Here is a 19402-nt window from a genome sequence, read left to right on the forward strand (position 1 = left end):
AAATTAACCAATGTTTAACACATCTTTCATACTAAAGATGCCTTTTTTGTCCTTAATCCATTCTGCAGCAACTACAGCTCCCATAGCAAAGCCTTGTCTGCTGTGTGCTGTATGCTTTATGTTTATGGAATCAATTTCAGAATTATATGAAATTTCATGAGTGCCAGGAACATTTTCTATGCGTTTAGCATTAATATGAATTTCATTTGGTTTAGGTGCCTCTAAAGTCCAATTAGTATAATGTGTGTTTTCTATAATTTGTTCTGCTAAAGTAATAGCCGTACCACTAGGTGCATCTAATTTTTGTGTGTGATGAATTTCTTCAATTTCTGTGGTGTACTCAGAAGTGTTAGACATTAATTCACTCAATCTTTTATTAAGCTCAAAAAATAGGTTTACACCTAAACTAAAATTAGAAGCGTATAAAAACGTGCCGTTTTTAGAGTTACAATAATCTAAAACGTCTTGGTATTGATCTAACCAACCTGTTGTACCAGAAATTACAGGAATCCCAGCATCTATGGCTTTTTTTATATTTGAAACAGCTACAGATGGAATGCTAAAATCAATAGCAACATCAGAATTTGAAAAATCATAATCAGAATTAGAATCTGATACTATTAAAGAAATTGTATGATTTCGGTGCAATGCAATGGCCTCAATACTTTTGCCCATTTTACCATAACCTAGTAAAGCTATTTTCATTTTGTAATTGGTTTATTGTAATTATAAAAAGGTAGTTAAGTGAGTGAATCATCATGTTAATACCTATAATAAACTTAGAATTTAAAATTTACGGTTAATCCTAAATCTGAAGTGTTTTCCATTTCATTATATTGGTAATGCGGACTTAAACTTAGATTTTCATCAACATTAAACTGAAGTAAATGCGCATCTACATTAGCATCAATAACATTTAAAGCATATAAACCTATGGTTATTAATAACGACATTTCCTTGTTTCTGTTAAACTGTTGTTGCGCTCTAATAAGGCCATCGTCTGATATTACACCATAAAATTCATCATCCTCAAAACCTGCCAAACGACTTTTATAAGCATCTCTATAGCGATCGTATTGTTTATCATTTCTTACATAGAAATAGACACCAGCTCCTATAGCTCCCCAAACAATAGGGATTTTCCAATATTTTTTATTGTAAGCTTGTCCTAAACCAGGAAGCACAGCTGAATAGAATGCGGCTTTTGAAGGCCTTAAAGGATCAATTTCCTTTTTTATTATATTTTCACTGGTAATTAAAGTAGTTTCACTTATAGTAATGCTAGTGCTGTCTTTTTCTTTTTGAGAAAACGAAAATAATACTGAGAATAAGCACAGTAAGAGACTAAATAAAGATTTATTTGTCACGCTGTACTAATTTTTTAATGCGGTTAAAATCTTCTTCAGAATGAAAAGGAATTGTTATTCTACCACTACCGTTTTTAGCAATTTTCACATCTATTTTATGACCAAAATAATCTGAAAAATCTTTTACCCCTTTTTTAATATACTTAGGGATTTCAGATGTGATTTCTTCAGGTTTTGGTGGTGTATCTTCAGAACCAAAGTTCTTCACTAATTGCTCAGTTGCTCTTACAGATAATTTATTACTGATTATTTTTTCGTAAACTTCTAGCTGATCTACTTGGTTTTCAATGTTTACCATTGCTCTTCCATGACCCATACTAATAAATCCATCACGGATACCAGTTTGAATAATAGGGTCTAACTTTAATAAACGTAAATAATTGGCAATTGTAGAACGTTTTTTACCAACTCTTTCGCTCATTTGCTCTTGAGTTAAATTGATTTCGTCAATTAAACGTTGGTAAGACAAAGCAATTTCTATCGCATCTAAATCTTGACGTTGAATATTTTCTACTAATGCCATTTCTAATGACTCTTGGTCATTAGCAATTCTTATATACGCAGGTATCGCTTCTAAGCCAATTAATTTTGAAGCTCTAAAACGACGCTCACCAGAAACTAATTGGTACTTATTGAAAGCGAGTTTTCTTACCGTTATAGGTTGAATAACACCAAGTTCTCGAATAGAAGAAGCGAGTTCTCTTAATGTTTCTTCGTTAAAGTTTGTTCTAGGTTGAAACGGGTTAACCTCAATACTGTCAATATCTAGCTCAACAATATTACCAACTACTTTATCTGCATTTTTATCTTCTGCAGAGTTAATATCGTTCTCCGGATCTTTTAATAAAGCAGAAAGCCCTCTACCTAATGCTTGTTTTTTTGTTGCTTTCGCCATTATAATTCATTTTTCTTAATCAGCTCTTTAGCTAAGCTCAAATAATTTACCGCTCCTTTGCTACTTACATCATAGTTAATAATGCTTTCTCCAAAACTAGGAGCTTCTCCTAAGCGCACGTTACGTTGTATAATAGTTTCAAACACCATATCGCTAAAGTGTTTTTGTACTTCCTCTACTACTTGGTTAGAAAGGCGTAAACGCGAATCGAACATGGTGAGTAACATACCTTCTATATCTAACGCTGCATTATGTATTTTTTGTACACTTTTAATAGTATTTAACAGTTTTCCTAATCCTTCAAGTGCAAAATATTCGCATTGAATAGGAATAATTACAGAATCTGCAGCGGTTAAAGCATTTAAAGTTAACAAGCCTAACGATGGAGCACAGTCAATTAAGATATAATCATATTCAGATTTTAAATCTACAATCGCTTTTTTAAGCATGTACTCACGCTCTTCTTTGTCTACTAATTCTATTTCAATAGCTACAAGATCTATATGAGCCGGAATTAAATCTACATTTGGAGCATTAGAAGCAACAATGGCTTCTTTTGCTTCTGCGGAATGTTCTATGACTTGGTAGGAACCTATTTCAATGGTGTCGACATCTATTCCCAAACCAGAACTAGCGTTGGCTTGTGGGTCGGCATCTATAAGTAAGACTTTTTTCTCTAAAGCTCCCAATGAAGCTGCAAGATTTACTGAGGTTGTTGTTTTACCAACACCTCCCTTTTGATTTGCTATTGCAATGATTTTACCCATTAAATGATTTGGTTTATTCTAAAATATGAAACTTAAAAAAGCTTTCGCCAAAAAGCAAAAGCTACGCTTTTTTGTATTGTTAAATACTGTAATAAGTTCACGGTAAAAATACGATTATTTACGAGTTTATAAAATTCAAGTTGTTAACACTTATATAAAAAAATACAGCCTTCAAAATGTGATTAAGAAGGCTGCTTTTTAAATTGAAAATTTAAATCTTATTTTTCTGGATTGTGAATGCCAGTAATGTATCCTTGTGTTAAGTATTTTTTTGCTACGTTATGCAGATCAGCAACAGTTAAGCCATTTACTGCTTCTTCAAATTTTAAGATGTTATGTGCGTCTTTTTTGAGATAATCTGCATTTTTAAGTTGACTTAACCAGAAACGATTTGTTTTTAAATCTTCTTTGTAGTCTAAGATTTGAGCTTTTTTAACTTTTTCTAAATCTTTTTCTGTTGGACCATTAGCCACTAATTCATCAACTTCTGTTAAGGTCGCTGCTATAAGTTTATCAACATTTTCTGGACCACATGGGAAACTAATATTAAAACTATACCAATCATAAGGCATGTTGCTTATTCTTGCGTTTGCACCTGCACCATAAACTCCGCCTTCTTCTTCTCTAAGTTTTTCAATAAGTTTAATAGTTAAAACTTCTGCTAAACTCGTAAGGGCATGTGCTTCTTTTTCATTATATTCAGTTGGACCATGATAAGTCATTCTTACAGAACTTTTAGGGTCTTCACCTTTTTCTATGATTTTCTTGTGAGCACCTGTTAAGGGTCTAAAATCAGTTACATTATAAGTTTCATTACTACCTTTTCCTGGTAAGCTTGCTAAATAGGTTTCACATAAGTTAACCAATTTTTCTTCATCTATATTACCTACAAAGTAAAAATGGAAGTCACTAGCATCTGCAAAACGTTCTTTGTATTTTTTGTAAGCTAGGTTATAGTCTGCATTGTCCATGTCTTCTGCAGTTGGGAAGCCTGTGTAACGAGGACTTTTACCATACATAAACTCAGACATTGCATTTTGAAAATAGAACTGCGGACTAGACATTAGATTGCCTAAGAATGCCTTCTGTTTATCTGCATAACTTCTAAATGCTTTTTCATCTTTATTTAAAGCTGTAAAGTGGAGGTGTGTTAATTGAAATAAGGTTTCTAAATCTTTAGGAGTTGTATTACCAGATAAACCTTCGCTATACGTGCCAATTGATAATCTTACATTAGCAATTTTACCAGACATCATTTTGCTTAATTCAATTTTATCAAAACCATTAATTCCAGCTTCTGTTAGGCCGCGATTGGCATTGTTTGTTGCTAAATATTCTTCATCAGTATATAATGATGTGCCTCCATAGCTAAAAGCATCAAATAAGACTTCGTCATTTTTAAACTCTGTCTTTTTGTAAGTTACAGTAGCTCCATTGCTTAATATTAAAGTTGTAGTACCAAGTATTTCGTCTGTTTTATACTCTTTAATACTACCTTTAGTTGGTGTTTTAGTCATTAAGCTTGTAGCAACGGCTTTATCTTCATAAGGTTTTAAATCCATTGTTTTAACCGTATTTAGTAATTCTAATACTTGTGCTTCGTTAACTTTTTCTAAATCGTCTTTTTCTGGTCCAGTTAAAATAACGACACGGTTATCTTCTTTAATGTAATCTTTTATAAGGGCATTAACTTCGTCTAAAGTGATAGTTGGTAATTGCGAATTCGTAAAGTTGAAACGCCATTCCATGCCAGGAATTGGGTTTTGTTCTAAAAAATTATTCACATAACTGCCTACAATTCTTCCAGATTCCATTTTGTCTTTGTCTTTAAAAGCACGCTCCATTCTAGCAACAATATCTTTTTTGGCACGATTAAATTCACCTTCAAAAAAACCATGCTTACGTACACGCTCGTTTTCTACCAAAAGCGTTTTTAATGCATCTAATTGTCCTGTAGGACTTGTCATAGCTTGAGACTGAAAAGCGTTCTTTGTACGTGCATAAGTACCACCATAATAGGTGAATCCATAAACAAATGGTGGGTTTTCTCCATTTCTAATTTCATCTAAACGATTATTAATCATCTGAGAAAATAAATTTTCTACCATAGATTTTCTGTAATCAGCGTAAGTTACATTTGGCTTAGAATTTACCTTATCCTTAAACATTAATCTTACATTAGAGAAAGGAGCTTCTTTGTCTGATTCAATTGCTACAAAGGTTTCTTTGTGGTTTGGTAAATCGAAAGACGGTCTTGGTCTTGGGTTTACAGGGTTTTTTATATGTCCGAAATGAGATTTGATCTTCGCTTCTAATGTGGCTACATCAATATCTCCAACAGCAACAACTGCCATTAAATCTGGTCTGTACCAATCGTTGTAAAAACGTTTTAAACTTTCGTACTTAAACGTTTCTAAATTTTCTTTTGTACCAATAGGAAGACGTTCCGCATACATAGAACCATACATCATTTTTGGTAAATACCTTTGCATCATACGCTCGTCTGCGCCTTTACCTAAACGATATTCTTCTAAAACAACACCACGTTCATTATCAATTTCTTCATCAGTTAATAAAGCATTGTGTGCCCAGTCTTCAATGATCTGAAAACCTTGTTCTAGTTTTTCAGGGTCATCACTTGGAATAGGGAGAATGTAAACCGTTTGGTCAAAACTAGTATATGCATTAAGGTGCGCACCAAATTTTACACCAATACTTTGTAGATAATCAACCAACTCATTTTTTTTGAAATTTTTAGTGCCATTAAAGCACATGTGCTCCATAAAATGTGCTAAGCCTAATTGGTCTTCATCCTCTAAAATAGAACCAGCATTAATAACTAATCTTAATTCTACTTTATTTTCTGGTTTAGGATTATTTTGAATGTAATAGGTGAGACCATTGTCTAACTTACCTGTTTTTACATTAGGATCTGTAGGAATGGGGTTTTTAGGATTGTACTTAAGCTTTGCTTCTGATTTTGCAGCAACAACCTGTGCATTTGAGGGAAATGCGATGGATAAGCACAACAAAACAACTGTGCTGAAAATTAATTTTTTCATTGATTGATAGGTTTAATAGATTAATAATTTATGAGAAATTTCTTCTAAATTAGCTATAATTAGCTAATTTAAAAAGGAATAGCAATATTTTAACTAAATTTTTAGTTGAATATTGCACGTAGGAGGAGATAATTTTTTTGATGATAGTTAGGGTAGAAGTACCTGTTAGTTATCAAATAAAAACACCCTAAAAGCACTCTCTAGTGTACAGTCTAATCAGTTATATTAGGTGGAATGTCTTCTTGAGGCGTGGTTTAAGAGTGTAAAGAAGTAGCATGTAACTTATCTGAGTATGAATGATGCGATAACCAAAAAAAGTCTGGTTACTTAAGAGATTATTTATTCTTTTTTGCGCGAATCATTTTTTCTAAGTCATCCCATTGGTTTTCGGTAACACCAGAGAGCATATTGAATTCTCCTGCGCCTTTTAACCATTCTCCTCCATCTAAAGTTACAACTTCTCCATTCATATAAGCAGAAAAGTCAGATACTAAATAAGCGGCTAAATTGGCTAACTCTTGATGCTCACCAACACGATTTAATGGTACTTTTTTAGCCATGTCAAATTTTTCTTGAAGATCACCAGGCATCAAACGATCCCAAGCTCCTTTAGTGGGAAATGGTCCTGGTGCAATAGCATTAAATCGCATGCCGTATTTTGCCCATTCTACAGCAAGACTTCGTGTCATAGCCAAAACTCCTGCTTTGGCAGCTGCACTTGGTACTACGTATCCAGAACCTGTCCATGAATATGTGGTGACAATGCTTAAAACATTGGTGTTAGATTGTTTAGTGTCTATCCAATGCTTGCCAAAGGCTAACATGCAATTTTTTGTGCCTTTTAGCACAATATCTATAATCACGTCAAAAGCTCTAGGGGAAAGGCGTTCTGTTGGAGAAATAAAGTTACCGGCTGCATTATTGAGTAGGATGTCTACTTTACCAAATTTTTCGACAACGGTTTTTCTCATGTTTTCTACTTGATGATATTCTCGCACGTCACATTGTATAGGTAAGCATGTACCACCAGTTTCAGCTTCTAATTCCTTTGCTGTGTTTTTCAGTTTATCTAAATCACGAGAAGATATAGCAACATTAGCACCAAGTTCTAAGAAGTATCTCGTCATGGATTTGCCTAAGCCGCTTCCTCCACCTGTTACTACAATTGTTTTTCCTTTTAAAGCGTCATCTCTGAGCATTTTATTGGTGTGATTCATGTTCGTTTTATTTATGTGAAATTAGTTGTTTATCTGTTAGTTAATTGTTTCTGAAAAACCAAGATTGAATACTATTCTTAAAAGTTAATCAATCAAAATTTCTAAAATCTGAATAGCAGCTTCACTAATTTTTGTTCCAGGACCAAAAACGGCAACGGCTCCAGCATCTAATAAAAATTGGTAATCTTGTTTTGGTATTACACCTCCGACAATGACCATAATATCATCTCTACCGTATTTTTTAAGTTCTTCTATAACTTGAGGGACGAGTGTTTTGTGTCCTGCGGCTAATGTAGATACACCTAGAATATGAACATCGTTTTCAATAGCTTGCTTTGCGGCTTCCATAGGAGTTTGAAAAAGTGGCCCAATATCTACATCGAAACCAACATCTGCATAGCCAGTTGCAATAACTTTTGCACCTCTGTCGTGACCATCTTGTCCCATTTTAGCAATCATAATTCGAGGTCTACGACCATCTTGCTCTGCAAATAAATCTGCTAATTCTTTAGCTTTCTGAAAGCTTTTATCGCCTTTTATTTCTTTGCTATACACTCCTGAAAAAGATTTTATTTGTGCTTTGTGTCTTCCAAATTCAGCTTCTAAAGCATTGCTTATTTCACCTAAAGTAGCGCGTTTTCTCGCTGCGTCTACTGCTAAAGCTAATAAATTATCATCACTTGTCTTAGCGGCTGCCATTAATTTAGATAAAGCGTCATTAACAGCGTCAGTATCGCGACTTGATTTTATGTGGTTTAAACGTTCAATTTGTTGCAATCGAACACTTTGATTATCTACTTCTAGGGTAGTAATAGGGTCTTCTTGTTCTAGTCTGTATTTATTAACTCCTACAATGATATCTTGATTAGAATCTATACGTGCTTGTTTTCGTGCAGCAGCTTCTTCAATACGTAATTTCGGAATTCCAGCTTCAATAGCTTTGGTCATTCCACCTAATGCTTCAACTTCTTCAATTAATTCCCATGCTTTTTGAGCAATATCGTTTGTTAGTTTTTCAACATAATAACTGCCAGCCCATGGATCTACTGTTTTTGTGATATGAGTTTCTTCTTGTAAATAAATCTGCGTATTTCTTGCGATGCGTGCAGAAAAGTCTGTTGGTAATGCAATAGCTTCGTCTAAAGCGTTAGTGTGTAAGCTTTGAGTGCCACCAAAAGCAGCTGCAGATGCTTCAATACATGTTCTGGTAATGTTATTAAAAGGATCTTGTTCTGTTAAACTCCAACCACTTGTTTGGCAATGTGTTCTTAGTGCTAATGATTTTTGATTTTTAGGATTGAATTGTTTTACTATTTTAGCCCAAAGCATACGTGCTGCACGCATTTTGGCGATTTCCATAAAATGATTCATGCCAATGGCCCAAAAGAACGATAGGCGAGGAGCGAAGGTGTCAATATCCATGCCTGCATCTAAGCCTTTTCTAATGTATTCTAGTCCATCTGCTAAAGTGTAAGCTAATTCAATGTCACAAGTAGCTCCGGCTTCTTGCATGTGATAACCTGAGATGCTGATACTATTGAATTTGGGCATGTTTTGGCTTGTGTATTCAAAAATATCAGATATAATTTTCATGGAAGGTGTTGGTGGGTAGATGTACGTATTACGTACCATAAATTCCTTTAAAATATCATTTTGAATGGTGCCGGATAATTGCTCTGGTGATACACCTTGTTCTTCTGCAGCTACAATATAAAAAGCCATAATGGGTAACACTGCTCCGTTCATGGTCATAGAAACAGACATTTTATCTAATGGAATCTGGTCGAAGAGAATTTTCATATCTTCAACTGAGTCTATTGCAACACCAGCTTTACCAACATCTCCAACCACACGGTCGTGATCAGAGTCGTAACCTCTATGTGTTGCTAAATCAAAGGCTACTGATAATCCTTTTTGTCCTGCAGCTAAATTTCGTCTGTAAAAGGCGTTGCTTTCTTCTGCTGTTGAGAAGCCAGCATATTGTCTAATCGTCCAAGGTCTACGCACATACATTGTTGAATATGGTCCACGGAGATAAGGTGAAATTCCGGCTACGAAGTTTAGGTGTTCAATATTGTCAATATCATTTTTTGAATACGTTGATTTTATGGTGATATTTTCAGCGGTTATAAAGTTGTTTTCTGCTTCAAAATTTGAATGTTCAACTTTGTTGTGTAGTTTTATATGTTGAAGATTTTTTCTTGACATTGAAAAGGGTTTTTAGTCGGAAAAAGACACTATAGATTTTGTCTATAGTTGGTTTTCTTCTTCTTTTAATCTTTTGATTTCCAAATTTTCAGATAGTCTTTTCTCAATAATTGGTTCAATAAGTGTTTTTCGTTTTTTAATTTTAATAAAGGGGCTTAATTCTAGATCATTTGCCATTTTATCACTTAAATTAGGGTGCTTATTCGTTCCTAATAATACTAATTTTTCAGTATCAAAATCGGCTTGTTCTTTAGCCGCAGACTCTTTAATTTTTCGTTGAATTGTACCTTCTTTGAGTTGACTTAAAAAACCACCATTAGATTCTATATCTTTAAAAAGAGATAATGCTTTTTCTGATAATTGATTGGTTAAACTTTCTATGTAATATGATCCGTCCGAAGGATTGTTTACTTTATCGAAATGGCTTTCGTTCTTTAATATTAAAAGTTGGTTGCGAGCTATACGTTCACCAAATTCATTTGAGCTATGAAATAAAGCATCGTAAGATAAATTACAAATGACGTTGGCACCTCCAAGAATGCTGCTCATACATTCAGTAGAGGTTCGTAACATGTTTACATTATAATCGTAAATTGTTTTGTTACGCTTGCTTGGTGTGGCTAGGATTCTACAATTTGTGTTTATATTGTATTCTGAAGCTAGTGTTGACCACAATAGGCGTAAGGCTCTAATTTTGGCGATTTCGAAAAAATAATTAGAACCAACTGCGATGCAGAAAGTCACTTGAAGCAATTGCTTAGATTCCTTCTCTATAATTTTGTCTATATGGTTTAGGTATTCGTTCGCGTGAGCCAATCCATAGGCTAACTGCTGTATAATGGTTGCTCCAGCGTTTTGGTACAATCCTAAATTGATACCAATATGATTGGTTGAGTTGGCAATTGATTTAAAATTGTTGAAGTCTTCTTTGAGATTATTATGCCAATTACCTGTCTTTGCTAGATTCCCAATAATATCGGAGTGAATATATGTTTGAGGATGATTAACTTTACTTAAAATAGTGCTATTTAGGTTTTTGGCAAAAGATGCAGAAATAAAATCACAGGTAATATCAATGTTTATAGTGTCTAAATCTATGTTTTTGAATAAATCTTCAACGGATATATTTTTAGATTTTATGTTGAAAAATATGTTTTCGGCTCCGCGATGAATAGCATCAATTACTTTTAAATTCGCGGTTTTAGCATTGTTAACAGTTATAGACTGGCTTATTTTCCATTCTGTAGCTTTGCTTTTTGAAACTTTAGGTAATTCATTAAACCCATCTGAATGGTAAAATGGTTTTACATTTATGCCTTCATTGGTTTTCCAGATTAATGTCTCGTTATAATCTGCGCCTCTTAGATCAAATTGAATTTTTTGTTTCCAAGCTTTTGAGGATACGTCTTCAAAATCTTTAAATAATAATTCACTCATCCTGTTTTTGTTTCGCTATACTGTCTTCGTATTCAATGATATAGATGTCTTCATTTGACTTTTTCATGTAATAGTTCTCACGTGCAGTACGCTCAATGCCTTCTTCTGTACTTAATTCTTTTATGGCTTTATTATCTTTAGCCATTTCATTTCTGTAATGTTCTTTTTGGTATTCTAACTCTTCAATATCGGTGTTTAATTCGTGATGAAACAGCCATGAATGTGCATCAAAAAACATCATCCAAACCACAAAAACGATCAGAACAATGGCGTAAATGTTCTTAAACGGTTTTATATATTTAGAGTTGAATAGTTTCATTACAAACGTTCGTTGATTATAGTTTTAACGATATCTACAGCGACAGTGTTGTATTTATTGTTAGGAATTATGATATCTGCATATTCTTTCATTGGTTCAATAAATTGCTGATGCATAGGTTTAAGAGTGTTTTGGTAACGTAATAGAACTTCGTCTATATCTCTACCGCGTTCTGTGATATCTCGCTTTAAACGACGAATTAAGCGCTCGTCAGAATCAGCATGTACAAATATTTTAATATCAAAAAGTTCGCGAATTTCTGGATGAGAGAGAATTAAAATCCCTTCAACTATCATTACTTTTCTTGGTTTTGTTACAATTATGTCTCCTGTGCGATTATGTTTAACAAAAGAATAAACGGGTTGGTTAATAGATTTACCTTCTCTTAATTCTGTTAAGTGTTGTTCTAGTAATTCAAAATCAATAGATCTTGGATGATCGAAATTAATTTTTACACGTTCTTCAAAATTTAGATGAGATGTGTCTTTATAATAAGAATCCTGGCTAATTACACCAACTTGCCCTTCTGGTAATTCTTTTAGAATTGTATTAACTACTGTTGTTTTTCCACAGCCTGTACCACCTGCGATTCCTATAATAAGCATATTTAAATTTGATTTGTCTTAGTGCGACAAATTTAATTATTTAAGTATTATAAAAGTCTATAACTCGGAAACTTTCTTAGCTGTTACAAAGTTTTCAATGGAATTTCCCCAATTGTTGTTGATGTAATTCATAACATCTGCGACTTCTTGGTCTGATAGTCCTAACGTTGTCATTGTGCCATTATAAGAATTACCATTAACCGTGATTTGTCCTGATAGTCCATACTTTATTGCTTTTATGCTTTCTATTTGCTTTTCTCTTAAATAATCTGAATTTGCTAAAGGTGGATACACTTTGCTTACTCCTAAACCATTGGGTAAATGACAAGTATTACACATGTCTTCGTAAACCATACCGCCTCGTTTAATACTTTCTTGTAATTCGGAGACGACTTGATTTGGAATTTTTAAATTGTGTGTTTTTGAATTTATATAACTTGATATAAACGTCAAAACAGAAATGCCTATTATAATTAATTTCTTCATTTTCTAATTAATTTCACAATACCTAAATTTTCAATTCCAACGTAAATGAAGCCATCAGGTCCTTGGTTAACACTTCTTACACGTCCCAAATTATCTAATAAACGTTCTTCTTTTATAACTTTATTGTCTTTTAAAGTGCATAAATCTAAATATTGAAATTTTAACGAGCCAACCAGAAGGTTACCATTCCAATCTCCATATTTTTCACTATTAATAAATGCCATTCCGCTAGGCGCTATTGATGGATCCCAATAATGAATTGGTTGCTCCATGCCTTCTTTTTCTGTGATGTCAGTAAATGAAGTACCGCTGTAATTAACTCCGTAGCTAATTATTGGCCAGCCGTAATTTTTACCAGCTTTAATAATATTAATTTCATCACCGCCTTTTGGACCATGCTCGTGTGTCCAAATTTCCTTTGTTTTAGGATGAAGTGTCATGCCTTGAGGATTTCTGTGACCATAAGAATATATCGCTATTTTGGCATTAGACTCGCTAACAAATGGATTGTCTTCTGGTATTGAGCCGTCATCATTGATACGGTATATTTTACCACCATCTCTAGTGATGTCTTGTGGATTCTCGTCTCTATTGCCACGCTCACCTATAGTGAAAAACAAGTAGCCACTGTTATCAAAAATTAATCGAGAACCAAAATGTTGACCTTTAGTAGTATTTGGTGTGGCTTTATATAAAACTTCTAAGTCTGTTAAGTTGTTGTCTTTTAGCTTTGCTCTTGCGATAGCCGTGTTACCACCATCTTCTTTACCGTCTGGTGATGCATAAGAAAAGTATATCCAACCGTTAGTTTTGTGATCTGGATGCAAAATAATATCTAATAAACCACCTTGACCACGAACATAGATTTCTGGTAAACCTGAAATAGTTGTTTTTTTTCCATCTTTAAAATGAATGAGCTGTCCAGATTTTTCTGTAATTAACATAGTGCTATCAGGAAGAAATGTAAAACCCCATGGAATATTAAGGTCTGAAACTATAACTTCATAACCGTTTTGGCTATTTACTGGATTCTTATCTTGGGCACAAGCAAAAGTGCTAGTAAGAATTAAACCAATGATAATGTTTTTTAATTTCATGTGTTTAGATGTATTGGTGCACGTTAAGCATTAATAATCAATGCAATCGGTGAGAAATTTGACATGCTCATTTTTCATTTTGAAATTCGGAAAAAGAATATGGTTTTAAAGTTATATAAATGTAGTTGTATTTTAAAGAAAAACTATATATTTGCAGTCCGAAATTAGGAAACTAGAATTCGGGGTGTAGCGTAGCCCGGTTATCGCGCCACGTTTGGGACGTGGAGGCCGCAGGTTCGAATCCTGCCACCCCGACTTTTTACTAAAAAAGCTCAGCATTTGCTGAGCTTTTTTGATTTTAAAATAGTTTAGAACCACTTAAAGTGAATTCCTGAGGCTATTACAGCTCCTACTAAAACTATAAGTGTAAAAATTATAATTCGAGCTCCAAGCTTCGTTTTTGTGTCTTTTTGAAGGATATAATCTCTTCTTTCTTCGTCTTCTTCTTTTACAAACTTCATTTTTTTGTTTTTATTTATTAATATAAACTGTTTTTCTATTTACAAAGGCTAACATACCTTCTTTAGATAATTCGCGACCAAAGCCTGAGCTTTTAGTCCCTCCGAAAGGTAATCTAGGATCGGACTTTACCATTTCATTGATAAAAAAGGCACCATCTTCAATTTCTAAAATGCGTTTTGAAGCAGCTTTGTAATTTGATGTAAAAACCATGGTTCCTAAGCCAAATTTAGAATTCATTGCTGTTTTATAAGCTTCATCTTCAGATTTTACTTTAACAATAGCTGCAATTGGTCCAAAAGTTTCTTCTTTAAACACTGGCATTTTAGTTGTAACATGCGTTAAGATGGTTGGTTGGTAATATGCGCCTTCACGCTTGTTACCAAATAGGACTTTTGCTCCTAAATCAATAGACTCTTTAACTTGTTTTTCTAAAATATCAGCTAAATCCTCGCGAGCTAAACATGATATTGTAGTGTCATTATCTTTAGGGTTACCATACTTTAGTTCCTCTACCTTAGATGTGAATTTTTTAATGAATTCGTCATAAATGCTTTCAACAACAATAAATCTTTTGGCAGCGATACAGCTCTGTCCAGAATTTTGCATTCTCGCTTTAACTATGGTCTCAATATGTTTCTCTAAATCAGCATCTTTTAAAATAATGCAGGCATTATTTCCACCTAATTCTAATAATGAATGTTTAAGATTTTTGCCTGCTAATTCTGCTATTTTCTTACCTGCCTTTTCACTTCCTGTTAAAGAAACAGCTTTAATGATGTCGTTTTCCATAAGTTCTTCTACGGATTTGTGATCTGTAATGAGAGTTTGAAAACACCCTTTCGGAAATCCTGCATCTAAAAAAAGTTTTTCAATAGCTATAGCACATCCTGTAACATTAGAAGCGTGTTTTAAAAGCGCAACATTGCCCGCAGATAAGGTAGGAACGGCAAATCTAAATACCTGCCAAAACGGATAATTCCAAGGCATTATTGCTAAAATACATCCTAGGGGATCATAACTGATAAAGCTTTCGTGAGCTTCAGTCTCAATGATGTCGTCTTGTAAAAATTGTTCTGTATTTTTTACATAAAAATCAATAACATATATACATTTTTCAATTTCAGCTATACTTTCGTGAATTGGCTTACCCATTTCTTCAGTTATAAGCTCGCTTAGTTCTGTCTTTTGCTTGAATAATTCGTCCGCTAAATTTTGAAGTAAATTGACCCGATCTTCAATCTCAAATTCTTTCCAAGTTTTGAAAGTGGTGTCTGCTAAGTTTATTTTTTCTTTTAAAATACTTTTAGAGTCTAATTTATAGGATTCTAAAAGTTTTCCATTAAATGGATTCGATGTTTTTATACTTGTTTTCATAATTTAAAGTGTTGTTCAAATTTAAATTTATTAAAAATTAAAAGTTAGTGCTTTAACTAAAAAAATTAGCTCAAATAATAAAAAAGCATAAGAGCTAAAATTGCTATGTAACGAGTTAAATTATTGCTGTGATAAGCTATATCTTTGAGGTACAGCAAAGCGCTGAACATTAAATTAACGATAAAAAAATATTATGAGTAATAACGGAAATACAGTTTTAGGAATTTTGGCAGGAACAGCAGTAGGAGCAGTATTGGGAATTCTTTTTGCACCAGATAAAGGAAGTGTAACGAGACAACGAATAGCAGACGAAGCAGCTGCCAAAAGAGATATTGTCGCTGAAAAAGCGTCTGAATTAAGAGATACTTTAGGGAATACTATTACTTCTCAAAAAGAAAATTTAGATCATCAGGTAGAATCCATTGTATCTAACGCAAGTTACAAGGCAGAAGATGTAATTACCACACTTGAAGCTAAATTAAAAGATTTAAAAGCTAAGAATAAGAATTTACAAAAAAAAGCATAACTGATGAGTGTTTTTGAAGATGTAAATCATACAGCAAACAAAGCTTCTCATGTTGGTGAGCGCTACATTAGGGCGTCTCACCAATATTTTAGACTGAAGATATTTCAGCAGCTAACACTTTCATTAAGTTTAGTAGCGAAAGTTTTGGCTGTAGGTAGTTTTTTATTTGCAGCATTAGTCTTTTTGTCTATTTCTGCAGCTTTAGAAATAGGTAATTCATTTGGTAGTTATTCACTTGGGTTTTTATTAGTGGGACTTATTTATGTGGTACTTTGTATTATAATTTATATGCTAAGATCAAAATTCAATGCCTATATACTTAAAAAAGTAGGACCTAAATTTTTTAATTAATATGAAGACATACACAACATTCGAAGAAATTGATAATGACTTAAAGCGTTACAAATTAGAACGCGATATTGCTTGGGAAGAATTAAAGCTCACTAAAAGTGAATTTAAAGAAGACTTGCAACCTTTGAATTGGTTAAGTACAGCTTTGAAATTAACTGGAAAATATAGCTTTATCGCATTGATAAGAAAGTGGCTATTTAAAAAATAAATTTTTCTTCAGGTATAATGAGTCTAAGCAACACTTCTCGTAAAAACTTTATAATAAATTAGAGGTTTGTATTTTTGCTAAGACAATTCTTGATACAACGAGTTTATACTATTCTGTATAATACGTAGTACCTATTTTACTTCTTACAGTACCATTTTTTATTTAATAAAAATTGAAGCTTATTCTTTTAATACAAATCTATTTTGTTGTTATTCAATCACTTTATGATAATACTATTTTCTTTCTTAAATACGGATAACAATGCTATTAAAGTATATCATTATTACAGTTAATTTTTAAATCTATTGAGCAAATCCTTTGATTTCCATTGGTTTAATTTTGAGTAATTCAAAAAAAAACTAAGAAATGAAAATTTACGAAGCCATAAGAATCGACCACGATATTCAAAGAGAACTTTTGGATAAATTAACGCAAACTACAGGAGACTCAGAAGAAAGAAAAGAAATTTTTAAAAAATTAAAAAAAGAATTGATTTTACATGCTAATGCAGAAGAAAGGCATTTTTATAAACCATTGATACCTTCAGATATGATGCAAGAACACGCTAGACATGGTATTGCAGAACACCATGAGATTGATGAGCTTATTGAGCAATTAGAAGATACAGAAATGGATTCATCTGCATGGTTAAAAATAGCCAAAGATCTTAAGCATAAAGTAGAGCATCATTTAGAAGATGAAGAGCATACTTTTTTTCAATTATCAGGAAAAATATTATCAGAGAAACAAAAAGAAGAATTAGCTACAAAGTACAATGCTTACATGAGTGATAATCGCTAAGCTATTAAGTTAAAATTGAATTTTATTGAATTAATTAGTACTGTACAGATGGGCTAATTTTGATAAAAAGATGTAAAATGGTGCACATCTTTAAAATAACGTACCATAAAACAAAAAAAAATAAAAGTTATGAGTACTTACACAGAAGAAGTTGGAAAAAAATTAAATAATCTATTAGAAAAGACATACGACGCTGAAAAAGGTTTTAATAAAGCAGCAGAGAACATTGAGCATTCCTCATTAAAATCGTATTTTAGAAATAAAGCTCAGGAACGTCTAAATTTTGGACGCGAATTAAAACAAGAGATTAAAAGTTTTAATCAAGATGTTGATAAAGGAGGAAGTCTAACAGGAACAGCTCACAGAGCATGGATGGATGTTAAAAGTTTATTTTCTGCGGATGATGAAGAATCAATGTTAAATGAAGCAATTAGAGGCGAAAAAGCAGCAATTAAAGAGTATGAAGACGTGTTAAATGATACAAGTCTTCCTATAAGTACAAAGTCAATTCTGCAGTCGCAAAAAACGACGATCAATAATGGTCTGGCTAAAATTAATACTTTAGAGGATTTGCATTAATATATTTATTTATAGATAAGGTAAAGGATGTTATATTTTTATATAACACCCTTTTATTTAGTGTGTTAAACAACAAATGAGTTAGTAATCTAACGGTTTGTGTTAAGCTAATATGTATTTCGTAACTATCTTTATAATAGGAAATAAGACGAGCTTTTTTCTATTAATCACACTAAAATCAAAATATTATGTTACGTTGGACAATCACATTCATTATAATAGCAATCATAGCAGCCATTCTTGGATTCGGAGGAATTGCAGGTGCTGCAGCAGGAATCGCTAAAATCATTTTCTTTATATTTATAGTACTTTTTGTACTGTCTTTATTAAAAGGATTGGTGAAGAAATAATTTAGTAAAAGACTAAATCAAAATAATATTTTAAATAGCCTTGAGAACTTATGTTTTCAAGGCTATTTTTGTATAGAAATTTAAACCTTTCTAGTCGTTTTACTGCAGATCTATTTTCTTAGACTTCAATTAACCTTCTGTTATCCTAGCTGTACATCATAAATTAAAGTTTTTATATAGTCTTGTTTGTAAAGGAATAAGCAAATTATCATTAAAATTTAAAAGATATTATAATGCAGAATGGTGTAGGTCATAATTTTTACAAATATTTTTTTTACTGTCTAATTGTTTTTAATATTCTGTTAATTAATTAAATAGATGCATTTGACACTGATTTTTTGAAAAATAAAAGTAAACTTATTAAAATATTTTCATCGGCATAATGCATATAACTAAGATTAAATGCATATTTTCGCCTTAATTAACCTTGTGATTTAATAGGTTTAAGTCTTATTTTAGACTTAATTTATTAGAATATTAAATTTAAATAGCCCTAAATGAATTCAGTCAAAATCATCTTTTTGATGGTCTTTTTATGTTTTTTTCTGCCTTTATTAGTAGAACAAAGCTCTATTTCTCTTTTTAGTAGTATCTCTACATCTTCTACTATTGTTTCGTCCGGATTTTTATTAAACAAAATAAATGGATGTTTTTTTGCATTCTTATAAACGTTAAGAAGTAATAAAATAGACACTATCATTTGTAAAAAAAATAGTGAATTAAAGTTAAAACTGAAACCTGCTAAATGTCTAACTCAAAATTATCTCAGAATTGCATCTTCTCATTAAGGAGGACTGTACTTTTTGTTGGGTTTTTGTTTTGGGGCATATCAGTTTTTTCACAAAACATTTCTGTTCCCGAAAACATACAAGCTGCCCTCTTAATTAAAGTTTTAAAATATAACCCTCAAATTCCTCATGACCAAAAAATAAAAATATTAGTAGTGTATGATACAGGTACTGAAATAAATAAAGTTGAATTTATGAAAGGATTGGGAAATAAAATGGATGTTAAAGCCATTCTTCCTACTGAACTAGCAGAAAATATTTCGGGATCTCAAGTTGTTTATTTTATGCCAGGCATACATGGTTTTTCTAAATTATGTAGAGATAATAATGTTCTTTCTGTAACAAGTACAACGCGTTTTGTTGAGCAAGGCGAAATCTCACTAGGATTTGGAATTGAAAACAATAAACCTAAAATATTAGTGAATTTATCATCACTAGAAAAGGAAGGGCAATCATTCTCATCGGATATTTTGAGAATTGGTAAAATTTTTAAATGAAACAAT

General features: G+C 32.5%; 21 protein-coding genes and 1 tRNA gene. 8 read left to right on the top strand and 14 right to left on the bottom strand.

Translation table 11 applies throughout. From position 1 onward, the window contains the following. Nucleotides 1-3: 3 nt before the first annotated feature. The 12 genes from dapB to ACJJVO_RS02190 form a co-directional block, all read right to left on the bottom strand. Nucleotides 4-705, bottom strand: a complete 702-nt coding sequence (gene dapB, locus ACJJVO_RS02135; protein ID WP_405569875.1) for a 4-hydroxy-tetrahydrodipicolinate reductase — start codon at nucleotides 703-705, stop codon at nucleotides 4-6. Between the two features lie 74 nt (nucleotides 706-779). Then, on the bottom strand, nucleotides 780-1367 hold the full coding sequence (locus ACJJVO_RS02140) for a DUF5683 domain-containing protein (RefSeq protein WP_405569877.1): 588 nt from the start codon (nucleotides 1365-1367) through the stop codon (nucleotides 780-782). Next, a complete protein-coding gene (locus ACJJVO_RS02145; RefSeq protein WP_405569878.1) occupies nucleotides 1357-2262 on the bottom strand; it encodes a ParB/RepB/Spo0J family partition protein in 906 nt (301 codons plus the stop codon). The genes ACJJVO_RS02140 and ACJJVO_RS02145 overlap by 11 nt, the downstream gene beginning before the upstream one ends. After that, a complete protein-coding gene (locus ACJJVO_RS02150; RefSeq protein ID WP_405569881.1) occupies nucleotides 2262-3029 on the bottom strand; it encodes a ParA family protein in 768 nt (255 codons plus the stop codon). The genes ACJJVO_RS02145 and ACJJVO_RS02150 overlap by 1 nt, the downstream gene beginning before the upstream one ends. 218 nt (nucleotides 3030-3247) lie before the next feature. Then, nucleotides 3248-6091, bottom strand: a complete 2844-nt coding sequence (locus ACJJVO_RS02155) for a M16 family metallopeptidase (protein WP_405569883.1) — start codon at nucleotides 6089-6091, stop codon at nucleotides 3248-3250. 335 nt (nucleotides 6092-6426) lie between these two features. Continuing rightward, a complete protein-coding gene (locus ACJJVO_RS02160; RefSeq protein ID WP_405569885.1) occupies nucleotides 6427-7308 on the bottom strand; it encodes an SDR family oxidoreductase in 882 nt (293 codons plus the stop codon). 84 nt (nucleotides 7309-7392) lie between these two features. Continuing rightward, nucleotides 7393-9516: a methylmalonyl-CoA mutase gene (gene scpA / locus ACJJVO_RS02165; protein WP_405569887.1), complete on the bottom strand. Its 2124-nt coding sequence runs from the start codon at nucleotides 9514-9516 to the stop codon at nucleotides 7393-7395. Between the two features lie 42 nt (nucleotides 9517-9558). After that, complete coding sequence (locus ACJJVO_RS02170) at nucleotides 9559-10953, bottom strand: methylmalonyl-CoA mutase subunit beta (RefSeq protein ID WP_405569889.1); 1395 nt, start codon at nucleotides 10951-10953, stop codon at nucleotides 9559-9561. Then, nucleotides 10946-11272 carry a septum formation initiator family protein gene (locus tag ACJJVO_RS02175; RefSeq protein ID WP_405569891.1) on the bottom strand — a complete coding sequence of 109 codons (327 nt, stop codon included), beginning with the start codon at nucleotides 11270-11272 and terminating at the stop codon, nucleotides 10946-10948. The genes ACJJVO_RS02170 and ACJJVO_RS02175 overlap by 8 nt, the downstream gene beginning before the upstream one ends. After that, nucleotides 11272-11877 carry a uridine kinase gene (gene udk / locus ACJJVO_RS02180; protein ID WP_405569894.1) on the bottom strand — a complete coding sequence of 202 codons (606 nt, stop codon included), beginning with the start codon at nucleotides 11875-11877 and terminating at the stop codon, nucleotides 11272-11274. The genes ACJJVO_RS02175 and udk overlap by 1 nt, the downstream gene beginning before the upstream one ends. 57 nt (nucleotides 11878-11934) lie before the next feature. After that, nucleotides 11935-12363 carry a c-type cytochrome gene (locus ACJJVO_RS02185; RefSeq protein WP_405569896.1) on the bottom strand — a complete coding sequence of 143 codons (429 nt, stop codon included), beginning with the start codon at nucleotides 12361-12363 and terminating at the stop codon, nucleotides 11935-11937. Then, nucleotides 12360-13460, bottom strand: coding sequence for a PQQ-dependent sugar dehydrogenase (locus ACJJVO_RS02190; RefSeq protein WP_405569898.1), 1101 nt, complete (start codon nucleotides 13458-13460; stop codon nucleotides 12360-12362). Before ACJJVO_RS02190 ends, ACJJVO_RS02185 begins: the two co-directional genes overlap by 4 nt. A gap of 180 nt (nucleotides 13461-13640) precedes the next feature. Here ACJJVO_RS02190 and ACJJVO_RS02195 point away from each other — a divergent pair. After that, nucleotides 13641-13715 (top strand) — tRNA-Pro (locus tag ACJJVO_RS02195). A 53-nt stretch (nucleotides 13716-13768) separates the two neighbouring features. Here ACJJVO_RS02195 and ACJJVO_RS02200 read toward each other — a convergent pair. Together ACJJVO_RS02200 and ACJJVO_RS02205 are read right to left on the bottom strand one after the other, a co-directional pair. Beyond that, complete coding sequence (locus ACJJVO_RS02200; RefSeq protein ID WP_405569900.1) at nucleotides 13769-13921, bottom strand: hypothetical protein; 153 nt, start codon at nucleotides 13919-13921, stop codon at nucleotides 13769-13771. A gap of 10 nt (nucleotides 13922-13931) precedes the next feature. Continuing rightward, entirely contained in the window at nucleotides 13932-15296 is a 1365-nt protein-coding gene (locus tag ACJJVO_RS02205) for an NAD-dependent succinate-semialdehyde dehydrogenase (RefSeq protein ID WP_405569902.1), read from the bottom strand. Nucleotides 15297-15489: 193 nt separating this feature from the next. Here ACJJVO_RS02205 and ACJJVO_RS02210 point away from each other — a divergent pair, with 193 nt between their 5' ends. The 7 genes from ACJJVO_RS02210 to ACJJVO_RS02240 all read left to right on the top strand — a co-directional run bounded on the left by ACJJVO_RS02210 (nucleotide 15490) and on the right by ACJJVO_RS02240 (nucleotide 19396). Then, nucleotides 15490-15822, top strand: coding sequence for a YtxH domain-containing protein (locus tag ACJJVO_RS02210; RefSeq protein WP_405569905.1), 333 nt, complete (start codon nucleotides 15490-15492; stop codon nucleotides 15820-15822). Nucleotides 15823-15825: 3 nt separating this feature from the next. Beyond that, nucleotides 15826-16173 carry a hypothetical protein gene (locus tag ACJJVO_RS02215; protein ID WP_405569908.1) on the top strand — a complete coding sequence of 116 codons (348 nt, stop codon included), beginning with the start codon at nucleotides 15826-15828 and terminating at the stop codon, nucleotides 16171-16173. A 1-nt stretch (nucleotide 16174) separates the two neighbouring features. Then, nucleotides 16175-16381: a DUF6327 family protein gene (locus ACJJVO_RS02220; RefSeq protein ID WP_405569911.1), complete on the top strand. Its 207-nt coding sequence runs from the start codon at nucleotides 16175-16177 to the stop codon at nucleotides 16379-16381. Nucleotides 16382-16747: 366 nt separating this feature from the next. Further along, nucleotides 16748-17182 (top strand): hemerythrin domain-containing protein, encoded by a 435-nt coding sequence (locus tag ACJJVO_RS02225; protein ID WP_405569913.1) that lies wholly within the window; start codon nucleotides 16748-16750, stop codon nucleotides 17180-17182. 129 nt (nucleotides 17183-17311) lie between these two features. Next, the gene (locus tag ACJJVO_RS02230) at nucleotides 17312-17761 is read left to right on the top strand and encodes a PA2169 family four-helix-bundle protein (protein ID WP_405569916.1); all 450 of its coding nucleotides are present in this window, start codon (nucleotides 17312-17314) and stop codon (nucleotides 17759-17761) included. Between the two features lie 188 nt (nucleotides 17762-17949). Continuing rightward, a complete protein-coding gene (locus tag ACJJVO_RS02235) occupies nucleotides 17950-18111 on the top strand; it encodes a DUF1328 family protein (RefSeq protein WP_405569919.1) in 162 nt (53 codons plus the stop codon). 745 nt (nucleotides 18112-18856) lie between these two features. Next, a complete protein-coding gene (locus tag ACJJVO_RS02240) occupies nucleotides 18857-19396 on the top strand; it encodes a YfiR/HmsC family protein (protein ID WP_405569922.1) in 540 nt (179 codons plus the stop codon). The last annotated feature ends 6 nt before the right edge of the window (nucleotides 19397-19402 follow it).

It is taken from the genome of Winogradskyella sp. Asnod2-B02-A, from assembly GCF_045063645.1.
Taxonomy (GTDB): Bacteria; Bacteroidota; Bacteroidia; order Flavobacteriales; family Flavobacteriaceae; genus Winogradskyella.

Coding starts and splice junctions, on each gene's coding strand:
- ACJJVO_RS02200 (WP_405569900.1), bottom strand. CDS start 13,921: ATGAAGTTTGTAAAAGAAGAAGACGAAGAAAGAAGAGATTATATCCTT.
- ACJJVO_RS02235 (WP_405569919.1), top strand. CDS start 17,950: ATGTTACGTTGGACAATCACATTCATTATAATAGCAATCATAGCAGCC.
- ACJJVO_RS02210 (WP_405569905.1), top strand. CDS start 15,490: ATGAGTAATAACGGAAATACAGTTTTAGGAATTTTGGCAGGAACAGCA.
- ACJJVO_RS02155 (WP_405569883.1), bottom strand. CDS start 6,091: ATGAAAAAATTAATTTTCAGCACAGTTGTTTTGTTGTGCTTATCCATC.
- scpA (WP_405569887.1), bottom strand. CDS start 9,516: ATGTCAAGAAAAAATCTTCAACATATAAAACTACACAACAAAGTTGAA.
- ACJJVO_RS02205 (WP_405569902.1), bottom strand. CDS start 15,296: ATGAAAACAAGTATAAAAACATCGAATCCATTTAATGGAAAACTTTTA.
- udk (WP_405569894.1), bottom strand. CDS start 11,877: ATGCTTATTATAGGAATCGCAGGTGGTACAGGCTGTGGAAAAACAACA.
- ACJJVO_RS02145 (WP_405569878.1), bottom strand. CDS start 2,262: ATGGCGAAAGCAACAAAAAAACAAGCATTAGGTAGAGGGCTTTCTGCT.
- ACJJVO_RS02185 (WP_405569896.1), bottom strand. CDS start 12,363: ATGAAGAAATTAATTATAATAGGCATTTCTGTTTTGACGTTTATATCA.
- ACJJVO_RS02215 (WP_405569908.1), top strand. CDS start 15,826: ATGAGTGTTTTTGAAGATGTAAATCATACAGCAAACAAAGCTTCTCAT.
- ACJJVO_RS02170 (WP_405569889.1), bottom strand. CDS start 10,953: ATGAGTGAATTATTATTTAAAGATTTTGAAGACGTATCCTCAAAAGCT.
- ACJJVO_RS02175 (WP_405569891.1), bottom strand. CDS start 11,272: ATGAAACTATTCAACTCTAAATATATAAAACCGTTTAAGAACATTTAC.
- ACJJVO_RS02220 (WP_405569911.1), top strand. CDS start 16,175: ATGAAGACATACACAACATTCGAAGAAATTGATAATGACTTAAAGCGT.
- ACJJVO_RS02150 (WP_405569881.1), bottom strand. CDS start 3,029: ATGGGTAAAATCATTGCAATAGCAAATCAAAAGGGAGGTGTTGGTAAA.
- dapB (WP_405569875.1), bottom strand. CDS start 705: ATGAAAATAGCTTTACTAGGTTATGGTAAAATGGGCAAAAGTATTGAG.
- ACJJVO_RS02160 (WP_405569885.1), bottom strand. CDS start 7,308: ATGAATCACACCAATAAAATGCTCAGAGATGACGCTTTAAAAGGAAAA.
- ACJJVO_RS02190 (WP_405569898.1), bottom strand. CDS start 13,460: ATGAAATTAAAAAACATTATCATTGGTTTAATTCTTACTAGCACTTTT.
- ACJJVO_RS02225 (WP_405569913.1), top strand. CDS start 16,748: ATGAAAATTTACGAAGCCATAAGAATCGACCACGATATTCAAAGAGAA.
- ACJJVO_RS02240 (WP_405569922.1), top strand. CDS start 18,857: ATGTCTAACTCAAAATTATCTCAGAATTGCATCTTCTCATTAAGGAGG.
- ACJJVO_RS02230 (WP_405569916.1), top strand. CDS start 17,312: ATGAGTACTTACACAGAAGAAGTTGGAAAAAAATTAAATAATCTATTA.